The 14665-nt window shown below is 57.5% G+C and carries 15 protein-coding genes and 1 pseudogene; 3 read left to right on the top strand and 13 right to left on the bottom strand.

Annotated features, from left to right (window positions below; all coding sequences use genetic code 11):
* Positions 1–56 precede the first annotated feature (56 nt).
* Entirely contained in the window at positions 57–356 is a 300-nt protein-coding gene (locus ACWKXX_RS09585; protein WP_000612740.1) for an ArsR/SmtB family transcription factor, read from the top strand.
* Here ACWKXX_RS09585 and ACWKXX_RS09580 read toward each other — a convergent pair.
* The 13 genes and pseudogenes from ACWKXX_RS09580 to ACWKXX_RS09520 all read right to left on the bottom strand — a co-directional run bounded on the left by ACWKXX_RS09580 (position 349) and on the right by ACWKXX_RS09520 (position 11824).
* Entirely contained in the window at positions 349–990 is a 642-nt protein-coding gene (locus ACWKXX_RS09580) for an ECs1377 family protein (protein ID WP_063863949.1), read from the bottom strand. The two genes, ACWKXX_RS09585 and ACWKXX_RS09580, sit on opposite strands and share 8 nt — an antisense overlap.
* Positions 991–1081: 91 nt before the next feature.
* Positions 1082–2083 (bottom strand): Kdo(2)-lipid IV(A) acyltransferase, encoded by a 1002-nt coding sequence (locus ACWKXX_RS09575; RefSeq protein WP_032648397.1) that lies wholly within the window; start codon positions 2081–2083, stop codon positions 1082–1084.
* Between the two features lie 186 nt (positions 2084–2269).
* Positions 2270–2500 carry a tautomerase PptA gene (gene pptA / locus ACWKXX_RS09570; RefSeq protein WP_003857012.1) on the bottom strand — a complete coding sequence of 77 codons (231 nt, stop codon included), beginning with the start codon at positions 2498–2500 and terminating at the stop codon, positions 2270–2272.
* A 37-nt stretch (positions 2501–2537) separates the two neighbouring features.
* Positions 2538–3155 (bottom strand): glutathione S-transferase family protein, encoded by a 618-nt coding sequence (locus ACWKXX_RS09565; protein ID WP_006810732.1) that lies wholly within the window; start codon positions 3153–3155, stop codon positions 2538–2540.
* A gap of 41 nt (positions 3156–3196) precedes the next feature.
* Positions 3197–4084 carry a transporter substrate-binding domain-containing protein gene (locus tag ACWKXX_RS09560; RefSeq protein ID WP_163294189.1) on the bottom strand — a complete coding sequence of 296 codons (888 nt, stop codon included), beginning with the start codon at positions 4082–4084 and terminating at the stop codon, positions 3197–3199.
* A 9-nt stretch (positions 4085–4093) separates the two neighbouring features.
* Positions 4094–4867, bottom strand: a complete 774-nt coding sequence (locus ACWKXX_RS09555) for an amino acid ABC transporter ATP-binding protein (RefSeq protein ID WP_040117688.1) — start codon at positions 4865–4867, stop codon at positions 4094–4096.
* Positions 4851–5777 (bottom strand): amino acid ABC transporter permease, encoded by a 927-nt coding sequence (locus tag ACWKXX_RS09550; RefSeq protein ID WP_454540806.1) that lies wholly within the window; start codon positions 5775–5777, stop codon positions 4851–4853. The genes ACWKXX_RS09555 and ACWKXX_RS09550 overlap by 17 nt, the downstream gene beginning before the upstream one ends.
* Positions 5778–5786: 9 nt before the next feature.
* On the bottom strand, positions 5787–6296 hold the full coding sequence (locus ACWKXX_RS09545) for a GNAT family N-acetyltransferase (RefSeq protein WP_045334933.1): 510 nt from the start codon (positions 6294–6296) through the stop codon (positions 5787–5789).
* 9 nt (positions 6297–6305) lie between these two features.
* Positions 6306–8569 (bottom strand): annotated as a pseudogene (locus ACWKXX_RS09540) (NtaA/DmoA family FMN-dependent monooxygenase).
* Between the two features lie 16 nt (positions 8570–8585).
* Positions 8586–9707, bottom strand: a complete 1122-nt coding sequence (locus tag ACWKXX_RS09535) for an amidohydrolase (protein WP_017382285.1) — start codon at positions 9705–9707, stop codon at positions 8586–8588.
* The gene (locus ACWKXX_RS09530) at positions 9704–10705 is read right to left on the bottom strand and encodes an LLM class flavin-dependent oxidoreductase (protein WP_214595822.1); all 1002 of its coding nucleotides are present in this window, start codon (positions 10703–10705) and stop codon (positions 9704–9706) included. The genes ACWKXX_RS09535 and ACWKXX_RS09530 overlap by 4 nt, the downstream gene beginning before the upstream one ends.
* A 109-nt stretch (positions 10706–10814) precedes the next feature.
* Complete coding sequence (locus tag ACWKXX_RS09525) at positions 10815–11354, bottom strand: shikimate kinase (RefSeq protein WP_017693371.1); 540 nt, start codon at positions 11352–11354, stop codon at positions 10815–10817.
* Between the two features lie 71 nt (positions 11355–11425).
* On the bottom strand, positions 11426–11824 hold the full coding sequence (locus ACWKXX_RS09520) for a (R)-mandelonitrile lyase (protein ID WP_015570456.1): 399 nt from the start codon (positions 11822–11824) through the stop codon (positions 11426–11428).
* A gap of 112 nt (positions 11825–11936) precedes the next feature.
* Between ACWKXX_RS09520 and ACWKXX_RS09515 the strand changes: the two genes are divergently transcribed.
* Both ACWKXX_RS09515 and ansP read left to right on the top strand, forming a co-directional pair.
* A complete protein-coding gene (locus tag ACWKXX_RS09515) occupies positions 11937–12827 on the top strand; it encodes a LysR family transcriptional regulator (protein ID WP_045334941.1) in 891 nt (296 codons plus the stop codon).
* Positions 12828–13154: 327 nt separating this feature from the next.
* The gene (ansP, locus tag ACWKXX_RS09510; RefSeq protein WP_015570454.1) at positions 13155–14651 is read left to right on the top strand and encodes an L-asparagine permease; all 1497 of its coding nucleotides are present in this window, start codon (positions 13155–13157) and stop codon (positions 14649–14651) included.
* The last annotated feature ends 14 nt before the right edge of the window (positions 14652–14665 follow it).

The raw sequence follows: 14665 nt of genomic DNA, 5'->3' as shown, positions 1-14665 counted from the left end.
TTAACGGTTGACCTATTGTTGATATAGCTCAATCTCACGCGAGACGCAGGAAAACGATGATCCCAAACCACCCGGAACCTGAACAAATAGTGTTGGAAAATGTGCTGTTCGCCCTCGGCAACCCGCTGCGATTAGCGATTATCCGCAGGCTGGCCGACGGCAGCGAACTGAGCTGTAACGCGCTGCGCCCGGAAGAGGTGGTGAAATCTACTATGACTCACCACTGGCGCGTGCTGCGCGACAGCGGCGTGATCTGGCAGCGCCCGCAGGGGCGCGAGAATATGATCTCACTGAGAAGAGAGGATCTGGACGCCCGCTTTCCTGGGCTGCTGGCGATCCTGCTCCAGGCTAAGTAGCGGCAGCGTCCTCAAGACGATAAACCGGAATGCGCCGTGTTGTTCCGGTAAGGGTGTCGAACACCTCCGTATCGGACGTCACTATTCTCATCCCGGTCTTCCTTAACCGCTGCACCTCGGCGGCTATGCGCTGGAGGCCAAACCAGAAAAGCCCGTCAAGCGCGGTGACCGTAAGCCCCTGCTCCAGCGCCAGCTGGAGGCGCTCGCGGGGGGCTTTCACCTGCTGAGCGATTTGCCGGTAAGGCACTTCCGAAGCGCCGGACGCATCGATTCGCTGAATACGGGTCTTCAGGTGGTAGGTAAATTCATCGGGAATGCCGTTCAAATCCTGTTTAAGGCTGTAGACGCAGCCAAACCGCTTGCCGTTGAACAGGACATTTTTTTGACTAAGCTGAAACTCATTTCTGATGCCATCAATCAGCTGCGGTGCGCGGGTAAGAAGTAACCGGAAGGGAAGCTCAAAGCTGGTCACGTAATCCACATTCAGCAGCGCAAGACGCAGCCGCTCTTCTGCCCCGGATTTCTGGTCATGACACTCGCGCATCACCTCCGCCCACTGGCGCGTCAGGCGTTCCGGCTCACCGGCTTCGGTGAGGAGGTATTTTTCAAGATGATAATCGACTCTTCCGGTCATGTGGGGCATCCCGTCAATGTGGATGCGGTAATTCTATCCAGCGCGGCAGGATTTATAAAGGGCGGAGCGCACCGGCATCCGCCCTGCCGGGCTACTGCTGGATACTCGACCGGTCCGAAATATCGCTGGCAGAAAAGGTTCTTGCAGTAGACGCGACCTGTTTTTTGCGTTTATACCGGTCCGGCTGGCCTTCAGGGCGGGTTTTGAACCGGCGATGCAGCCACATATATTGCTCAGGCGCCATCATCACGGCGCGCTCAATCGCTCTGTTCATTTGCGTGGCCACCGACGCTTTGTCGCCTCCCTGCAAGGTATCGCTAATATCTTCCAGAATAATCAGCTCATACCCTGTGCCATCTGCTTTTCTGCGCGGTACAAACGGGATCACGGCCGGTCTGGCACTTTTCACCAGCATGTAGCTCCCGGCAGTTGTCGCGGCGTCCGGGACGGCAAAAAACGGCACAAACACGCTATTCGTTTTGCCATAGTCGTGGTCCGGGGCATACCACAGGATCTCGTTTTGCTTCAGCGCGCGGATCATGCCCTTCAGGTCATAGCGGTCAAGCATGGTTTTATTGGAACGCAGACGACCGCGCGTTTGCAGCCAGTCGAGCAACGCATTATTGTTGGGACGATACACACCAATACCCGCGTTGAGCATCCCAAAGATGCGTGCGCCTAATTCCAGCGTGAGAAAATGCATGCCAATGAGCACCACTCCCCTTCCTTGCGCCCGCGCCTGTTCCATATGTTCGTAGCCGGTTACGCTGAAGTGTTTCCGTACGCGCCAGTCTGGCCAGAACCACGCTATCCCCGTTTCGATGACGCCCATTCCAACCGATTCAAAATTACGCTCAAGTAAACGCTCGCGCTCGTCCTCTTTCATATCAGGAAAGCAAAGCTCAAGATTTCGTCTGGCGATCTCCACGCGGCGTGGAAGCAGGCGCATAGCCAGACGCCCAAGCCCGTGACCTGTTTTCAACAGCAGCGGGTACGGAAGCTGAACCGTGCACCAGAGCGCGGCAATGCCTGCCCAGCTGAGCCAGTAACGAGGATGAATAAAGGCGAGTGAAAACTGAGGTAATTTTGTCATGGAAAAATTATCCTTTTACTAATTTGTACTTAATCTGGTGCAGTTGCAGTGCTTACCTGCTGATTTAACGAATATTGTTCGGAAGGATGAATTGTAGCGGAATCGTTATGGTTTTTATTATCGATTTTTGCGAAAGGGAATAAAAGCGAGGAGCGCCGGGTGATATTGCACCACCCGGCAGGCAAGTTACATCGAATAACCGGGCTTCTTAATCAGTTCATCCAGTTTCGGGCCGATCTCGGTATCCCAGACCTGCGCCTTCCAGTCAGCTTCCTGAACCTCCTGAAGCGCCACGGAGATTGAGCGATCTTTGCTGTTCAGATGACGGGCGATCGCTTCGGCGATATCCGCCGCCAGGGCCGTTTTTTGTTCGTCAGTCAGATCGCGTGGAAAACATTTGATATCAACGTGTGGCATGGGCAGGGCTCCTTTTATAGGTGAGCGTTCCACGTTATCAGATTATATCGTTAGCTTTTAGCACCTTGTGCAGTTCCGGCAGCGCGCAGACGGCATCCGCGACGGCGGTAATATTAGGCGTGTTAGTGGCAAACCACTCATGACGTGGCCCCCAGGTACGCGCAACGGCAATATAGACGTCAAGCAGCGTCAGCTGTTTGCCAAACGCAAACGGCGAGGCGCTGAGCTGGCTGTCGAACCACAGATAGAGCGATTTTCGGTACTCAATGCAATTTTTCTTCAGCTGTTCCGGGGCATCAGGCACCCAGCGTTCCGGGTAATCTGCATACGTAAAGGTGGGATAGACGTTCGCCACAAACCAGATGAGCAGGCGCTGAAACTGCTGGCGCTCGGCCTGCCCTACGGGCGGCGCGAGGTCGGGACGTCTGTCGAGCACCATCAGGGCGATCGCTGCGGTTTCCGTCACGATCGCCCCATTTTCCAGCTCCAGCGTCGGCACCTGGCACAGCGGGTTCAGTTTCAACAGCAATTCGCGCTGCGGGCCGGGCTGGTCAAACCCGTCCACGTTGACGAACTGATACGGGATGTCTGCCAGAGTCAGCATCACTTCACTGATTGCCGATCCCCAGCCGGGTACGCCATAGAGTTTGATCATGTTGCCCCCTCAGGGATGAAAACCCTAAGTGTAGAGCACCATTAGTAGGTTATCCCGGGCGGATTAACATCTGAAGACGTCACCGCTTCGCCCGCTTCCCCCCAGCGCGCCAGCACCTTTTGATACTCCCCGCGCTTAATCGCACCGTCCAGCGCAGCCTGCAACGCATACACCAGCCCATTACCTTTTTTGGTTGTGGTGGCGACATAAGCTTTCTTCGGGCCTAATCCCACGACGCGGGTTTTTCCGGTTAACGCGGCTTTGTAGGCCGAAACGGACTGCGGTCCAAAGAACACATCCGCCCTGCCGGACTGAATATAGAGATTGCCTGAGGCGTCGTCGGTCAGATAAACCGGCAACGCAGGCTCGCGCCCGGCCTTTTTATTCTCTTCGTTCCAGCCCAGCAGAATACGCTCCTGATTGGTGCCTGACCCGACAATCACCTTTTTACCGGCCAGATCTTTCGCACGGGTGATCGACTGTACGTTGCTGGTGGATTTCACCGAGAAGGCCAGGGAATCGACGCGATAGGTCGCAAAATCGAACTTCTCCTTACGTTGCTCGGTGACGGCGATATTAACCAACGCCACGTCATAGCGCCCGGAAGTGATCCCCAGCGGCCAGTCTTCCCACGCCGTTGGCACCAGTTTCAGCTTCAGCCCCAGGCTGCCCGCCAGCAACCGGGCGATATCCGGGTCGCTGCCAATACGGGTGCGGTTATCACTGGCCAGCAGCGCCAGCGGCGGAGAATTCAGGGCTGAAATTGCTACCGTGAGGGTCCCCGGCTCAACAAATTTATAGTTCGCCGGGATTTTCGCCACCGCCTGTTGATCAACCGTCACCGGCAGCGGCTGTTCGTTGGCCTTTAAATCAATGCTGGCGTGGCTCGCCGTCGTGAAGACCAGCCCCGCCAGGATTCCATATTTCATCTGCGCTCCTTACAGCACTTTTGAGAGGAACTGGCGCGTTCGCGGATGCGACGGTCGGTTTAACACGTCGTCGCTGCTGCCCTGCTCCACAATTTTACCGTCGACCATAAATACCACCTGGTCCGCCACTTCCCGGGCAAAACCGATCTCATGGGTGACCACCACCAGCGTCGTGCCGGAACGGGCGAGCTTTTTAATCACGTCCAGCACTTCGCCAACCAGTTCCGGATCCAGCGCCGAGGTGGGTTCATCAAACAGCATCACGCGGGGGCGCAGCGCCAGCGCGCGGGCAATGGCGATACGCTGCTGCTGGCCGCCGGAGAGGTGACGTGACCAGGCATCGGCTTTATCGCGCAGTCCTACCACATCCAGCAGGCTGTAGGCGTTTTCAACAGCCTCTTTTTTACTGAACTTTTTATGCGCGATGGGTGCTTCAATCAGGTTTTCCAGCACCGTGAGATGCGGAAAAAGATTGAAGTTCTGAAACACGTACCCAACGTTGACGCGCTGTTTGAGGATCTCTTTCTCTTTGAGCTCGTAGAGTTTGTCACCCTGACGGCGATAGCCGATGTAATCCCCGTCAATTTGAATAAAGCCTTCGTCTACGCGCTCAAGATGGTTAATGGTGCGCAGCAGCGTCGATTTTCCCGATCCTGAGGGGCCGAGGATCACCGTCACGGAGCCCGGCGGGATCTCAAGCGTGACGTTATCGAGCGCTTTATGTCGGCCAAAATACTTACTGACGCCGGTAATGGAAATATGTCCTTCAGGAGAGGCTTGCATGAACAAGCTCCTGTGCTGGCGAAGTGGTGACGGAACGCGCGCGACTGGCCGCCCGGTTGTGGTTAACGGCGGAGCGGCGCTCGCTGCGGGCGAGTCCACGCTCAATAACATGCTGGATGGCAGACAGTACGGTGGTGATCACCAGATACCAGACGGCCCCCACCATCAACAGCGGGATCACCTCCTGGGTGCGGTTGTAGATCATCTGGATCGTGTAGAACAGTTCCGGCATCGCCAGCACGTAAACCATCGCCGTCCCTTTGGCGAGACTGATGATTTCGTTAAACCCGGACGGCAGGATGGTGCGCAGCGCCTGCGGGAGAATTATGCGCACCGTGCGACGCCACGCCGGCAGACCCAGCGCAGCGGCCGCCTCATACTGACCGTGGTCGACCCCAAGGAAGCCCCCGCGAATGATCTCCGCAGTATAGGCGCTCTGCACCAGCGTCAGCCCCACGATGGCGGTAGAAAATTGCCCGAGAACGTTGATGGTTTCAAAGCTGCCCCAGGTAATGCCGGTAAAAGGCACGCCGAGAGAGAGCGTGTCGTAGAGATAGGAGAAGTTATAGAGGATAATCAGCACCACGATCAGCGGCAGGGAACGGAACAGCCAGATGTAACCCCACGCCATGCTGCTCAACAGCCATGATGACGAGAGCCGCGCCAGCGCCAGCATGCCGCCAATCACCACGCTCAGTACGGTGCTGATCAACGTCAGCAGCAGCGTCTGACCGACGCCTTCGAGGATCACCGGGTCGAAGAACCAGCGGGCAAATACCGCCCATTCCCAGCGCGGATTAAAGGCCACGGACTGGATCACGACCGCCAGCACAAACAGCGCCACCACGGCGCCAGCAGCGCGCAGCGGATAACGTGCCGGGACCACTTTTATGGTTTCAACGTTGCTCATCGTCGCTCCTTATGCGGTTTTGCTGAGCGCTTCGCGGATCAGCGTCTTGGTGAAACGCAGCCGACCGTCGAACGGCGGCTGGCTATACTCTTCCGGATCACGGTTAAGATCGAACTGCGGCTGGTACCCCTGGCTGAGATAGAGCCGCACTGCCTCCGGCTGGCGAAACCCCGTGGTCAGGTAGATGTGGCTGTAGCCCGCCACCACCGCCCGGCGCTCCAGCTCCTGTACCACGCGCGCGGCCAGCCCCTGCTGGCGCAGCGTTTTATTCGTCCAGATGCGTTTGATCTCTGCGGTATGTTCGTCGAAGGGCTTGTACGCACCGGTGGCGATGATCTCGCCATCGCGCTCCAGGACGATAAAGAGCCCCTGCGGCGCCAGGTACCACTCTGTCAGCTCGACTTCCGCATCCTTTGAAAAGTAGTCGCCGTAACGAGCGGCGTACTCACCGAAAAGCCCCTCGATAATGGGCTGAAGATCGGCATCTTCCGGCGAAACGTCACGAAATTGTTCCCGCATAGCGCCTCCTTAATCGCCCAGACCCGCCGGGTTAACTTCGGAACTGGGGATACGCTCCACACCTTCCCCCCAGCGGTTCAGCACTTTGTCGTAATCTCCGTTCTTGATCGCGCCGTTCAGCGCGGTTTGAACCGGTTCGACCAGGCCGCTGCCTTTTTTCAGCGTCACCGCGATATGCGCCGCCTTCGGCCAGCCGCCGTCGACGCTGCCGACCAGTTTGGTTTTACCGTTAAGCGCCGCTTTCCAGGCACCGATCACGTTCGGGCCAAAGTAGGCGTCCGCGCGTCCGGACTGAAGCGCCAGCGTTTGGGCCGCGTCGTCTTTGGTGTAGATCGGCGTAAAGGGTTTAAGCCCTTTTTTGAGGTTCTCTTCGTTCCATGCCAGCAGGATGGCCTCCTGGTTGGTGCCGGAACCCACGATGATGCGCAGCCCGGCGATATCCTCTGCCTTCACAAGCGAGTTGATCGGACTGGTGGATTTCACGTAGAAGCCAAGTGAATCCTTGCGGTAGGTGGCGAAGTCGAACTTCTCTTTGCGCGCTTTAGTGACGGTGATGTTGCTGATAGCCGCGTCGTATTTCCCGGAGGCAACCCCCAACGGCCAGTCCTCCCAGGAGGTGGGCACCACGTTCAGCTCCAGTCCGAGGCTGTCCGCCACCAGACGCGCAATGTCGACCTCACTTCCCAGCAGAGTTTTGTTGTCGTCGGAAAAGACCGTCAGTGGCGGTTGATTCAGTCCCGCCACCGCCACGGTAAATTTCCCCGGCACGGCAAAACGATAGTCTTTCGGCAGTTGCGCGATCGCATCGCTGTTTTTGGCGGTATTGATCGGCGTTTTATTGGCCTCAATGCTCACGCCGGTGCCGTTAATATTGACGTTCTCTGCCCAGACGGCAGGGGTAAAGGCCAGCGCAAGCGCCAGAATAAGCGATGATTTCTGCATAGCGTTTTTCTCTTTTATTGTTGTGTGAACTGATTTTTGGGCTCGTCTAAGCCCAGACTTTCGCGCAGCGTGGTGCCGGGATAGTCGGTGCGGAACAGGCCGCGCGCCTGTAAAACGGGCACCACCTGGTCAACAAAGCGCGGGAAGGTGTCCGGCGTGCCGCCCTGAATGATGAAGCCATCCGCCGCCTTCTCTTCGAACCAGGCCTGTAAACCATCGGCCACCTGCTCCGGTGTGCCGGAAAAACGCGGGCGCGGCGATGCGGCTTCCAGCGCGACCTGACGCAGAGTTAAGTTGCGCTCACGGGCGTTACGCTTGATTTCATCGGTGGTGCTGCGGAAGCTGTTTTTGCCCAAATCGCCAATATCCGGGAACGGCGCGTCGAGGGGATACTGGCTGAAGTCGTGATGCTCGAAATAACGTCCGAGGTAATTCAGCGCATCATTAATTGAGACCAGTGCCGCCGTAGTTTGATACTGGTTTTCTACGTCATCGGCGTCGTTTCCAACAATCACGCTGACGCCCTGGAATATATGTAAATCCTCTGCGCGGCGGCCGTGACTTTCCAGCTGCTGTTTAACATCGCGGTAAAAAGCCTGGGCTTCTTCCCGCGTGTCATGGTGGGTAAAGATGGCGTCAGCGTGTTTTGCCGCCAGCTTTTTACCGTCGTCGGACGCGCCAGCCTGAAAGACAATCGGATGTCCCTGCGGCGTGCGGCCAATATTCAGCGGGCCGGAAACCTGGAAGAAATCACCGTGGTGATCAAGAGTATGCAGTTTCGACGCATCAAAGAACTGTCCGCTCTCTTTATTGCGGATAAAGGCATCCCCTTCCCAGGAATCCCACAGCCCCTTCACCACGTCGAGATACTCATCGGCAATGCGGTAGCGCAGCGCATGCTCCGGGTGTTTTTCGCGGGAGAAGTTCCTGGCTGACCCTTCCAGCGGTGACGTCACCACGTTCCAGCCCGCGCGTCCGTTGCTCAGGTGATCGAGGCTGGCGAACTGGCGTGCAACGGTGAAAGGCTCGCTGTAGGAGGTGGATAACGTGCCGACCAGCCCCAGACGCGAGGTGATACTCGCCAGCGCGGACAACACCGTCAGCGGCTCAAAGCGGTTTAAAAAATGCGGAATGGATTTCTCGTTAATATAAAGACCGTCGGCCACAAATATAAAGTCGAGCTTGCCCTCTTCTGCTTTTAAAGCCGTTTCTTTAACAAAATCAAAATTAATGCTGGCATCCGCGACCGCCGCCGGATGGCGCCAGGCAGACATATTTCCGGATGCACCATGCAAAATGGTCCCCAGCCGCAATTGACGATGTGCAGACATATTCACCTCAAATTAATTAAACGTGTTGCAGGGCTTTTTCCGCGAGCTGAGCAAAATAGCGGGCAGCGGGTTCAATTAATGCTTCGTCCGGGTTAAATGCCGGGTGATGTAACCCAAACGGACTGTTGCTGCCAATGCTGACAAACGCGCCGGGTATGTTTTGCAGATAGACCGCGAAATCCTCCCCGCCCATGTGCAGTTCCGCATGCCGGGTTTCATATCCCGCTTCGCGCGCGACCGAGGTGGCAAACCCGGCCCAGTGCTCATCGTTCACCAGCGCGGTGGGCCCGGCGTACCAGGTGATGTTGATTTGCGCGCTAAAGGCGCTGGCAAATCCGGCGGCGATTTCACCGACGCGCGCTTTCACGTTCTGCTGCACTTCCGTGCGGTGCGTGCGCAGCGTGCCCTCCAGCTCAACGCTTTCCGGCAGCACGTTCCAGGTATTCCCCCCGGCGATGCGCGTCACGCTCAGAACAACCGAATCCAGCGTGTTGACGTTACGGCTGGCTACGCTTTGCAGCGCGGTTACCAGCTGGCTTGCCAGCACGATGGCGTCGTTGCCTTCATGGGGACGTGCGGCATGCGCGCCTTTGCCGGTCACGTGAATAACGAAGCGATCAACGTTGGCATAGAACGGGCCGCCGCGCGTGGCAAACTCGCCGACCGGCAGTGACGGCTCGTTATGCATCCCAAAAATCGCGCGTACGTCGCGTAACGCCCCGGCCCGCACCATGCTTTTCGCTCCGCCGAAATTCTCTTCCGCTGGCTGGAACAGGATCCGCACGCGACCGTTGAGCGAGGCTTCCCGCTCTTTCAGCTTTAGCGCGGCGCCGAGGATCACGCTGGTGTGAATGTCGTGTCCGCAGGCATGCATCACCCCGGCGCGCCGGGAGCTAAACGGCACCCCGCTGCGCTCGTCGATGGGTAACGCGTCGATATCGGCGCGCAGCGCAACCAGTGCGTTGCCCGTGCCGATCTCCGCAACCAGCCCGGTCTGGAGATCGTAAGGCAGCGGGGCAATCCCGGCTGCCGTCAGCCACTCGCGCAGGCGCGCCGTTGTTTCGACCTCCTGACCAGAGAGTTCAGGGTTCTGGTGCAGCTCACGGCGCCAGGCAATCAGTTGTTCGCTAAAGCTCATACGGTCACCTCCCTGTTAAGACGCGCCTCGGCCAGCAGTCGCAGGGACTGCACGCGCGTTGCGCCATCAGCGACCGGCGTGTCGATGATAAATTCGTCAATCCCCCACTGCTGATGCAGCGCGTTGAGCTGTTCAAGCACCGACGCCGCCGTTCCGGCCAGCAGAGACTGCGCCCGACGCGCGATGCGCACCGGTTCACTCCCCGCCTGCCGCGCAAAGGCGTAGGCCTGTTCTTCGCTGGCGACGGTGACGCGCTGTCCGTTTGCCAGCTCCACGCCCCACACTTCAACCTTCTGCGCCAGCGCATCGGCCTCAGCCTGGGTTGGGGCAACAATGGCCTGCACGGCCACAATCACCTCCCGGACGCTGTGTTGACGCCAGGCTGTGACGACCTCGCGTAGCAGCTCAGGATCACCGTTCAGATGGGCGGCAAAGACAAAATGCCAGTCAAGGGAGGCAGCCAGCAGCGCGCTTTCTGTGCTGGCGCCCAGCAGAAACCCCCGGGCAGGCACCGGCGGCAGCGGCGTGGCGCGAACGTCCTCCTCCGCTGACTGATTTTCAGGGCGGATCCAGCGATCGAGCTGCGTCAGTTGTTCAGCAAAGCGGCCTTTTTCCTGCGGATTAAGGCCGTGCTGCAAGGCGCGGGTAGAGAGCGGCAGACCGCCGGGCGCTTTGCCAACGCCCAGATCAACCCGGCCCGGCGCAATGGCGGCCAGTACGTTAAAATTTTCGGCGACTTTATAGGGGCTGTAATGTTGCAGCATGACGCCGCCTGAGCCCACGCGAATACGTTTTGTTTGCCCGAGGATCCAGGCAATCAGCAGCTCCGGCGAGGGGCTGGCAAGCTGCGGGGTATTGTGGTGTTCGGCAATCCAGAAGCGGTGATAACCCAGCGTTTCTGCCTGTTGCGCCAGTGCTAAGGTTCGCGCCAGCGCATCGGCGGCTGTTTCGTGTTCTGCGACGGGGCTTTTATCCAGAATGCTGATTCGCCATGACATGTTGCGTTCTCGTTTGACTTAACATGTCGTCATTATTAAAGGTGGATTTCACCTCTGAGAAACAATTAATTTACATTTGGATTGCCGGAAAACGGCAATAGAGCGTCTGTCATCGGCGTGATTTGAGCGATGTAATGAGTCTTTCCGCATCCTGCCGTCGGGTAATGCGGAGAAAGCGAATGTGTGCGTACTGCGGGTTTTGCATATCCGCCTCATATCGTTTGCGGTTGCTGCGCCAGGTTTTGATCGTCCAGATGATAATAGAGTCCTTGCTAAGGAACGACCGACGAAAGCTTTCGCGGTTCCCCGTGCCGGGCCAGAGCTCCTGTTTGTGCCAGGCGCGTCTGGAGGCCCGCGTCACCGCCTGCCAGAGCGTGCGGATAAACCCACGATCTATCCACACCACCAGATCGACGTCGCGCCACTTAACGTCGCGTGTGCGGTTGTAATTCCCGTCCAGGACCCAGTCAGGCGAGGCGGCGAGCGCTTTTTCCAGGGTTGCAAGAAACTCATCATCCGGTGTTCCCTGCCAGTTCGCTCGCCAGTAAAGCCTGTCCATCTCAATGTAAGGGATAGCCAGCGCCTCCGCGATTCGCCTGCCAAACGTGCTTTTCCCACTTCCGCTGGTGCCTATGATATTGATTTTCACCGTTCCGCCTGCACATACTGAAGAAAACGGATCGAATCATAACGTTAATAATTTGTTTACGAAACGCCAGACTACTCGTTCGGATACTGCTCGTCGGTGACCTTCTCCAGCCATGCCACCGGGCTCCCGTCGACAGCTTCTGCGATGGCGATATGGGTCATGGCCGTCTGCGCGCTTGCGCCGTGCCAGTGCTTCACGCCGGGTGGGATCCAGGCGATATCACCCTGATTCAGCGGTTCCGCCTCTTTCCCCCACTCCTGTAACCAGCCGCGCCCCTGCGTCACGATCAGCGTTTGTCCAAGAGGATGCGTATGCCAGGCGGTACGTGCGCCGGGTTCAAAGGTGACGGTCGCGCCGCCGACTTTTGCCGGTTCAGTCGCCTGGAAAGGCGCGTCAATGCGCACGCAGCCGGTAAACCAGGCCTCTGGCCCCTGAACGGAAGGTAACGAACCGCTACGGATAATTTTCATGATTAACTCCTCGTTTGCTGTTGCGTTAACAGTAGCGTAAAGCCATGGGGAGCATTAGAGTGCATAATCAGAAAGGAACCATGAATTCATTTCATAAATCGAGTAAACCGCCATGTTAAAAGACAACTTCAACGATCTGCTTTCCTTTATGGTCGTCGCCCGGGAGCGCAGCTTTACCCGCGCCGCGGCGCAGCTTGGGGTATCTCAGTCGGCGCTCAGCCACGCAATGCGCAATCTGGAAACGAGGCTGGAAGTCCGTCTGTTAACCCGCACCACCCGTAGCGTGGCCCCTACCGAGGCCGGCGAGCAACTCCTCATGCGCTTAAGCCCCCATCTGCTGGAGATCGAGCAGGAACTCACCGCGCTGCGTGATACCCGCGACAGACCTGCCGGGAATATTCGCCTTACCGCCGGGGAGCACGCCATGTCTGCGGTGCTGTGGCCTGTGCTTAAACCCTTTATGGCGCAGTATCCTGATATCAACGTTGAAGTCACGGTGGACAATGGGCTGACTGATATTGTCGATGGCCGCTTTGACGCGGGGGTGCGTCTGGGTGAGCAGGTGGCGAAAGATATGATTGCCGTTCGTATTGCGCCGGACATGCGCATGGCGGTCGTCGGGTCGGCAGAGTATTTGCAACGTTTCGGCGTACCGGAAACGCCGGAGCAGCTTGATCAGCACCGCTGCATTAATATGCGCCTGCCCACACGCGGCGGATTATATGCCTGGGAATTTGAACGGGACGGACGTGAGCTGCGCGTGCGGGTTGACGGCCAGCTGATCCTCAACAGCCTGCCGCAACGCATCGATGCCGCCGAAAATGGTCTGGGGCTGGCGTACGTCCCGGAAGATGCGGTTCAGGACGCCCTTGCTGAGAGCCGGTTAGTGCGTGTGCTTGAAGCCTGGTGCCCGGCTTTTACGGGATACCATCTGTACTATCCGAGCCGCCGCCAGCACACTACCGCGTTTGCATTACTTATTGCAGCCCTGCGGCATTCATAAGCTCTACCTATAAGTAACTATTAAGTAAACCTGATGATTAAATCAGCATTCGCAGACCTTTTTGCCTAAAAAAACGTCACGATTCAGCGCGTTGTGATCGCCGTCTGCTCTGACCACACGATTTCCTTCGACGAGCATCACTTTCGACACGGTTATATTTTGCGTCACTTAACAATTGCGGGTAGGATGCCTCGCCATGTTTTGCCTTATCCATACACAGAATGACTGGAAAGGCGGCATGTGTCTGCGCAGAAGCAATCGTTTGTTTCGGCTTCTGCCAGGCAGGACTATCACGTTAATGGTTCAGACAGGCAAACAGGTAACTCAATGAAAACAAGCAATAAAAGCGCAGCCGATCATCATGCTGCGAAACGTCGCTGGTTGAACTCTCATGAAGAGGGCTATCACAAGGCGATGGGCAACCGTCAGGTGCAGATGATCGCCATCGGCGGCGCTATCGGTACAGGTCTGTTTTTAGGTGCAGGCGCACGTCTGCAAATGGCTGGCCCCGCTCTCGCCCTGGTCTATCTGGTGTGCGGGATCTTCTCTTTCTTCATCCTTCGCGCCCTCGGCGAACTGGTACTCCACCGCCCTTCCAGCGGCAGCTTTGTCTCTTACGCCCGCGAGTTTCTTGGTGAAAAAGCCGCGTATGTCGCGGGCTGGATGTACTTCGTTAACTGGGCGATGACCGGTATCGTCGATATCACCGCCGTTGCGCTGTACATGCACTACTGGGGCGCGTTTGGCGATGTGCCGCAGTGGGTGTTCGCCCTTGGGGCGCTGGCAATTGTCGGGACCATGAACATGATCGGCGTGAAATGGTTCGCCGAGATGGAGTTCTGGTTCGCACTGGTGAAGGTGCTGGCCATTGTGATCTTCCTGGTGGTCGGAACCGTATTCCTCGGTACCGGTAAACCACTGGACGGTAACGCAACCGGCTTCCACCTGATTACCGATAACGGTGGTTTCTTCCCGCACGGCCTGCTGCCAGCGCTGGTGCTGGTGCAGGGGGTGGTGTTCGCCTTTGCTTCCATCGAACTGGTCGGTACGGCGGCAGGCGAATGTAAAGATCCGCAGACGATGGTGCCAAAAGCCATCAACAGCGTGATCTGGCGTATCGGTCTGTTCTATGTGGGTTCCGTGGTGCTGCTGGTGCTGCTGCTGCCGTGGAATGCATACCAGGCGGGGCAAAGCCCGTTTGTAACCTTCTTCTCTAAGCTGGGCGTGCCGTACGTGGGCAGCATCATGAACATCGTGGTACTGACCGCCGCGCTCTCCAGCCTGAACTCCGGGCTCTATTCGACGGGCCGTATCCTGCGCTCCATGTCGATGGGAGGCTCTGCGCCGAAGTTTATGTCGAAGATGAGCAGGCAGCAGGTTCCTTATGCGGGGATTCTGGCCACGCTGGTGGTTTACGTCTTTGGCGTGTTCCTGAACTATCTGGTGCCGTCCCGCGTATTTGAGATCGTTCTGAACGTGGCTGCACTGGGGATTATCGCCTCCTGGGCCTTTATTGTGGTCTGCCAGATGCGTCTGCGCAAAGCGATCAAAGAAGGCAAAGCGGCTGATGTGTGCTTCAAGATGCCGGGCGCACCGGTGACCTCCTGGCTCACCCTGCTGTTCCTGTTCAGCGTGCTGGTACTGATGGCGTTTGACTACCCGAACGGTACTTACACCATCGCGACGATCCCACTGCTGGCGGTTCTGCTGATTGCTGGCTGGTTCGGCGTGCGTAAGCGCGTTCACGAGATCCACAGCACCGCGCCGCTTCATCACGACGATGAAAAGCACGACGCACCGCTGGTAGAAGAAACCTCGCGTTAATAAAAAAGCCGGGT

This window comes from Enterobacter sp. UPMP2061 (assembly GCF_053709615.1).
Note: the sequence above shows the minus strand (reverse complement) of the source record. Positions and strands in the feature narration are given on the sequence as shown.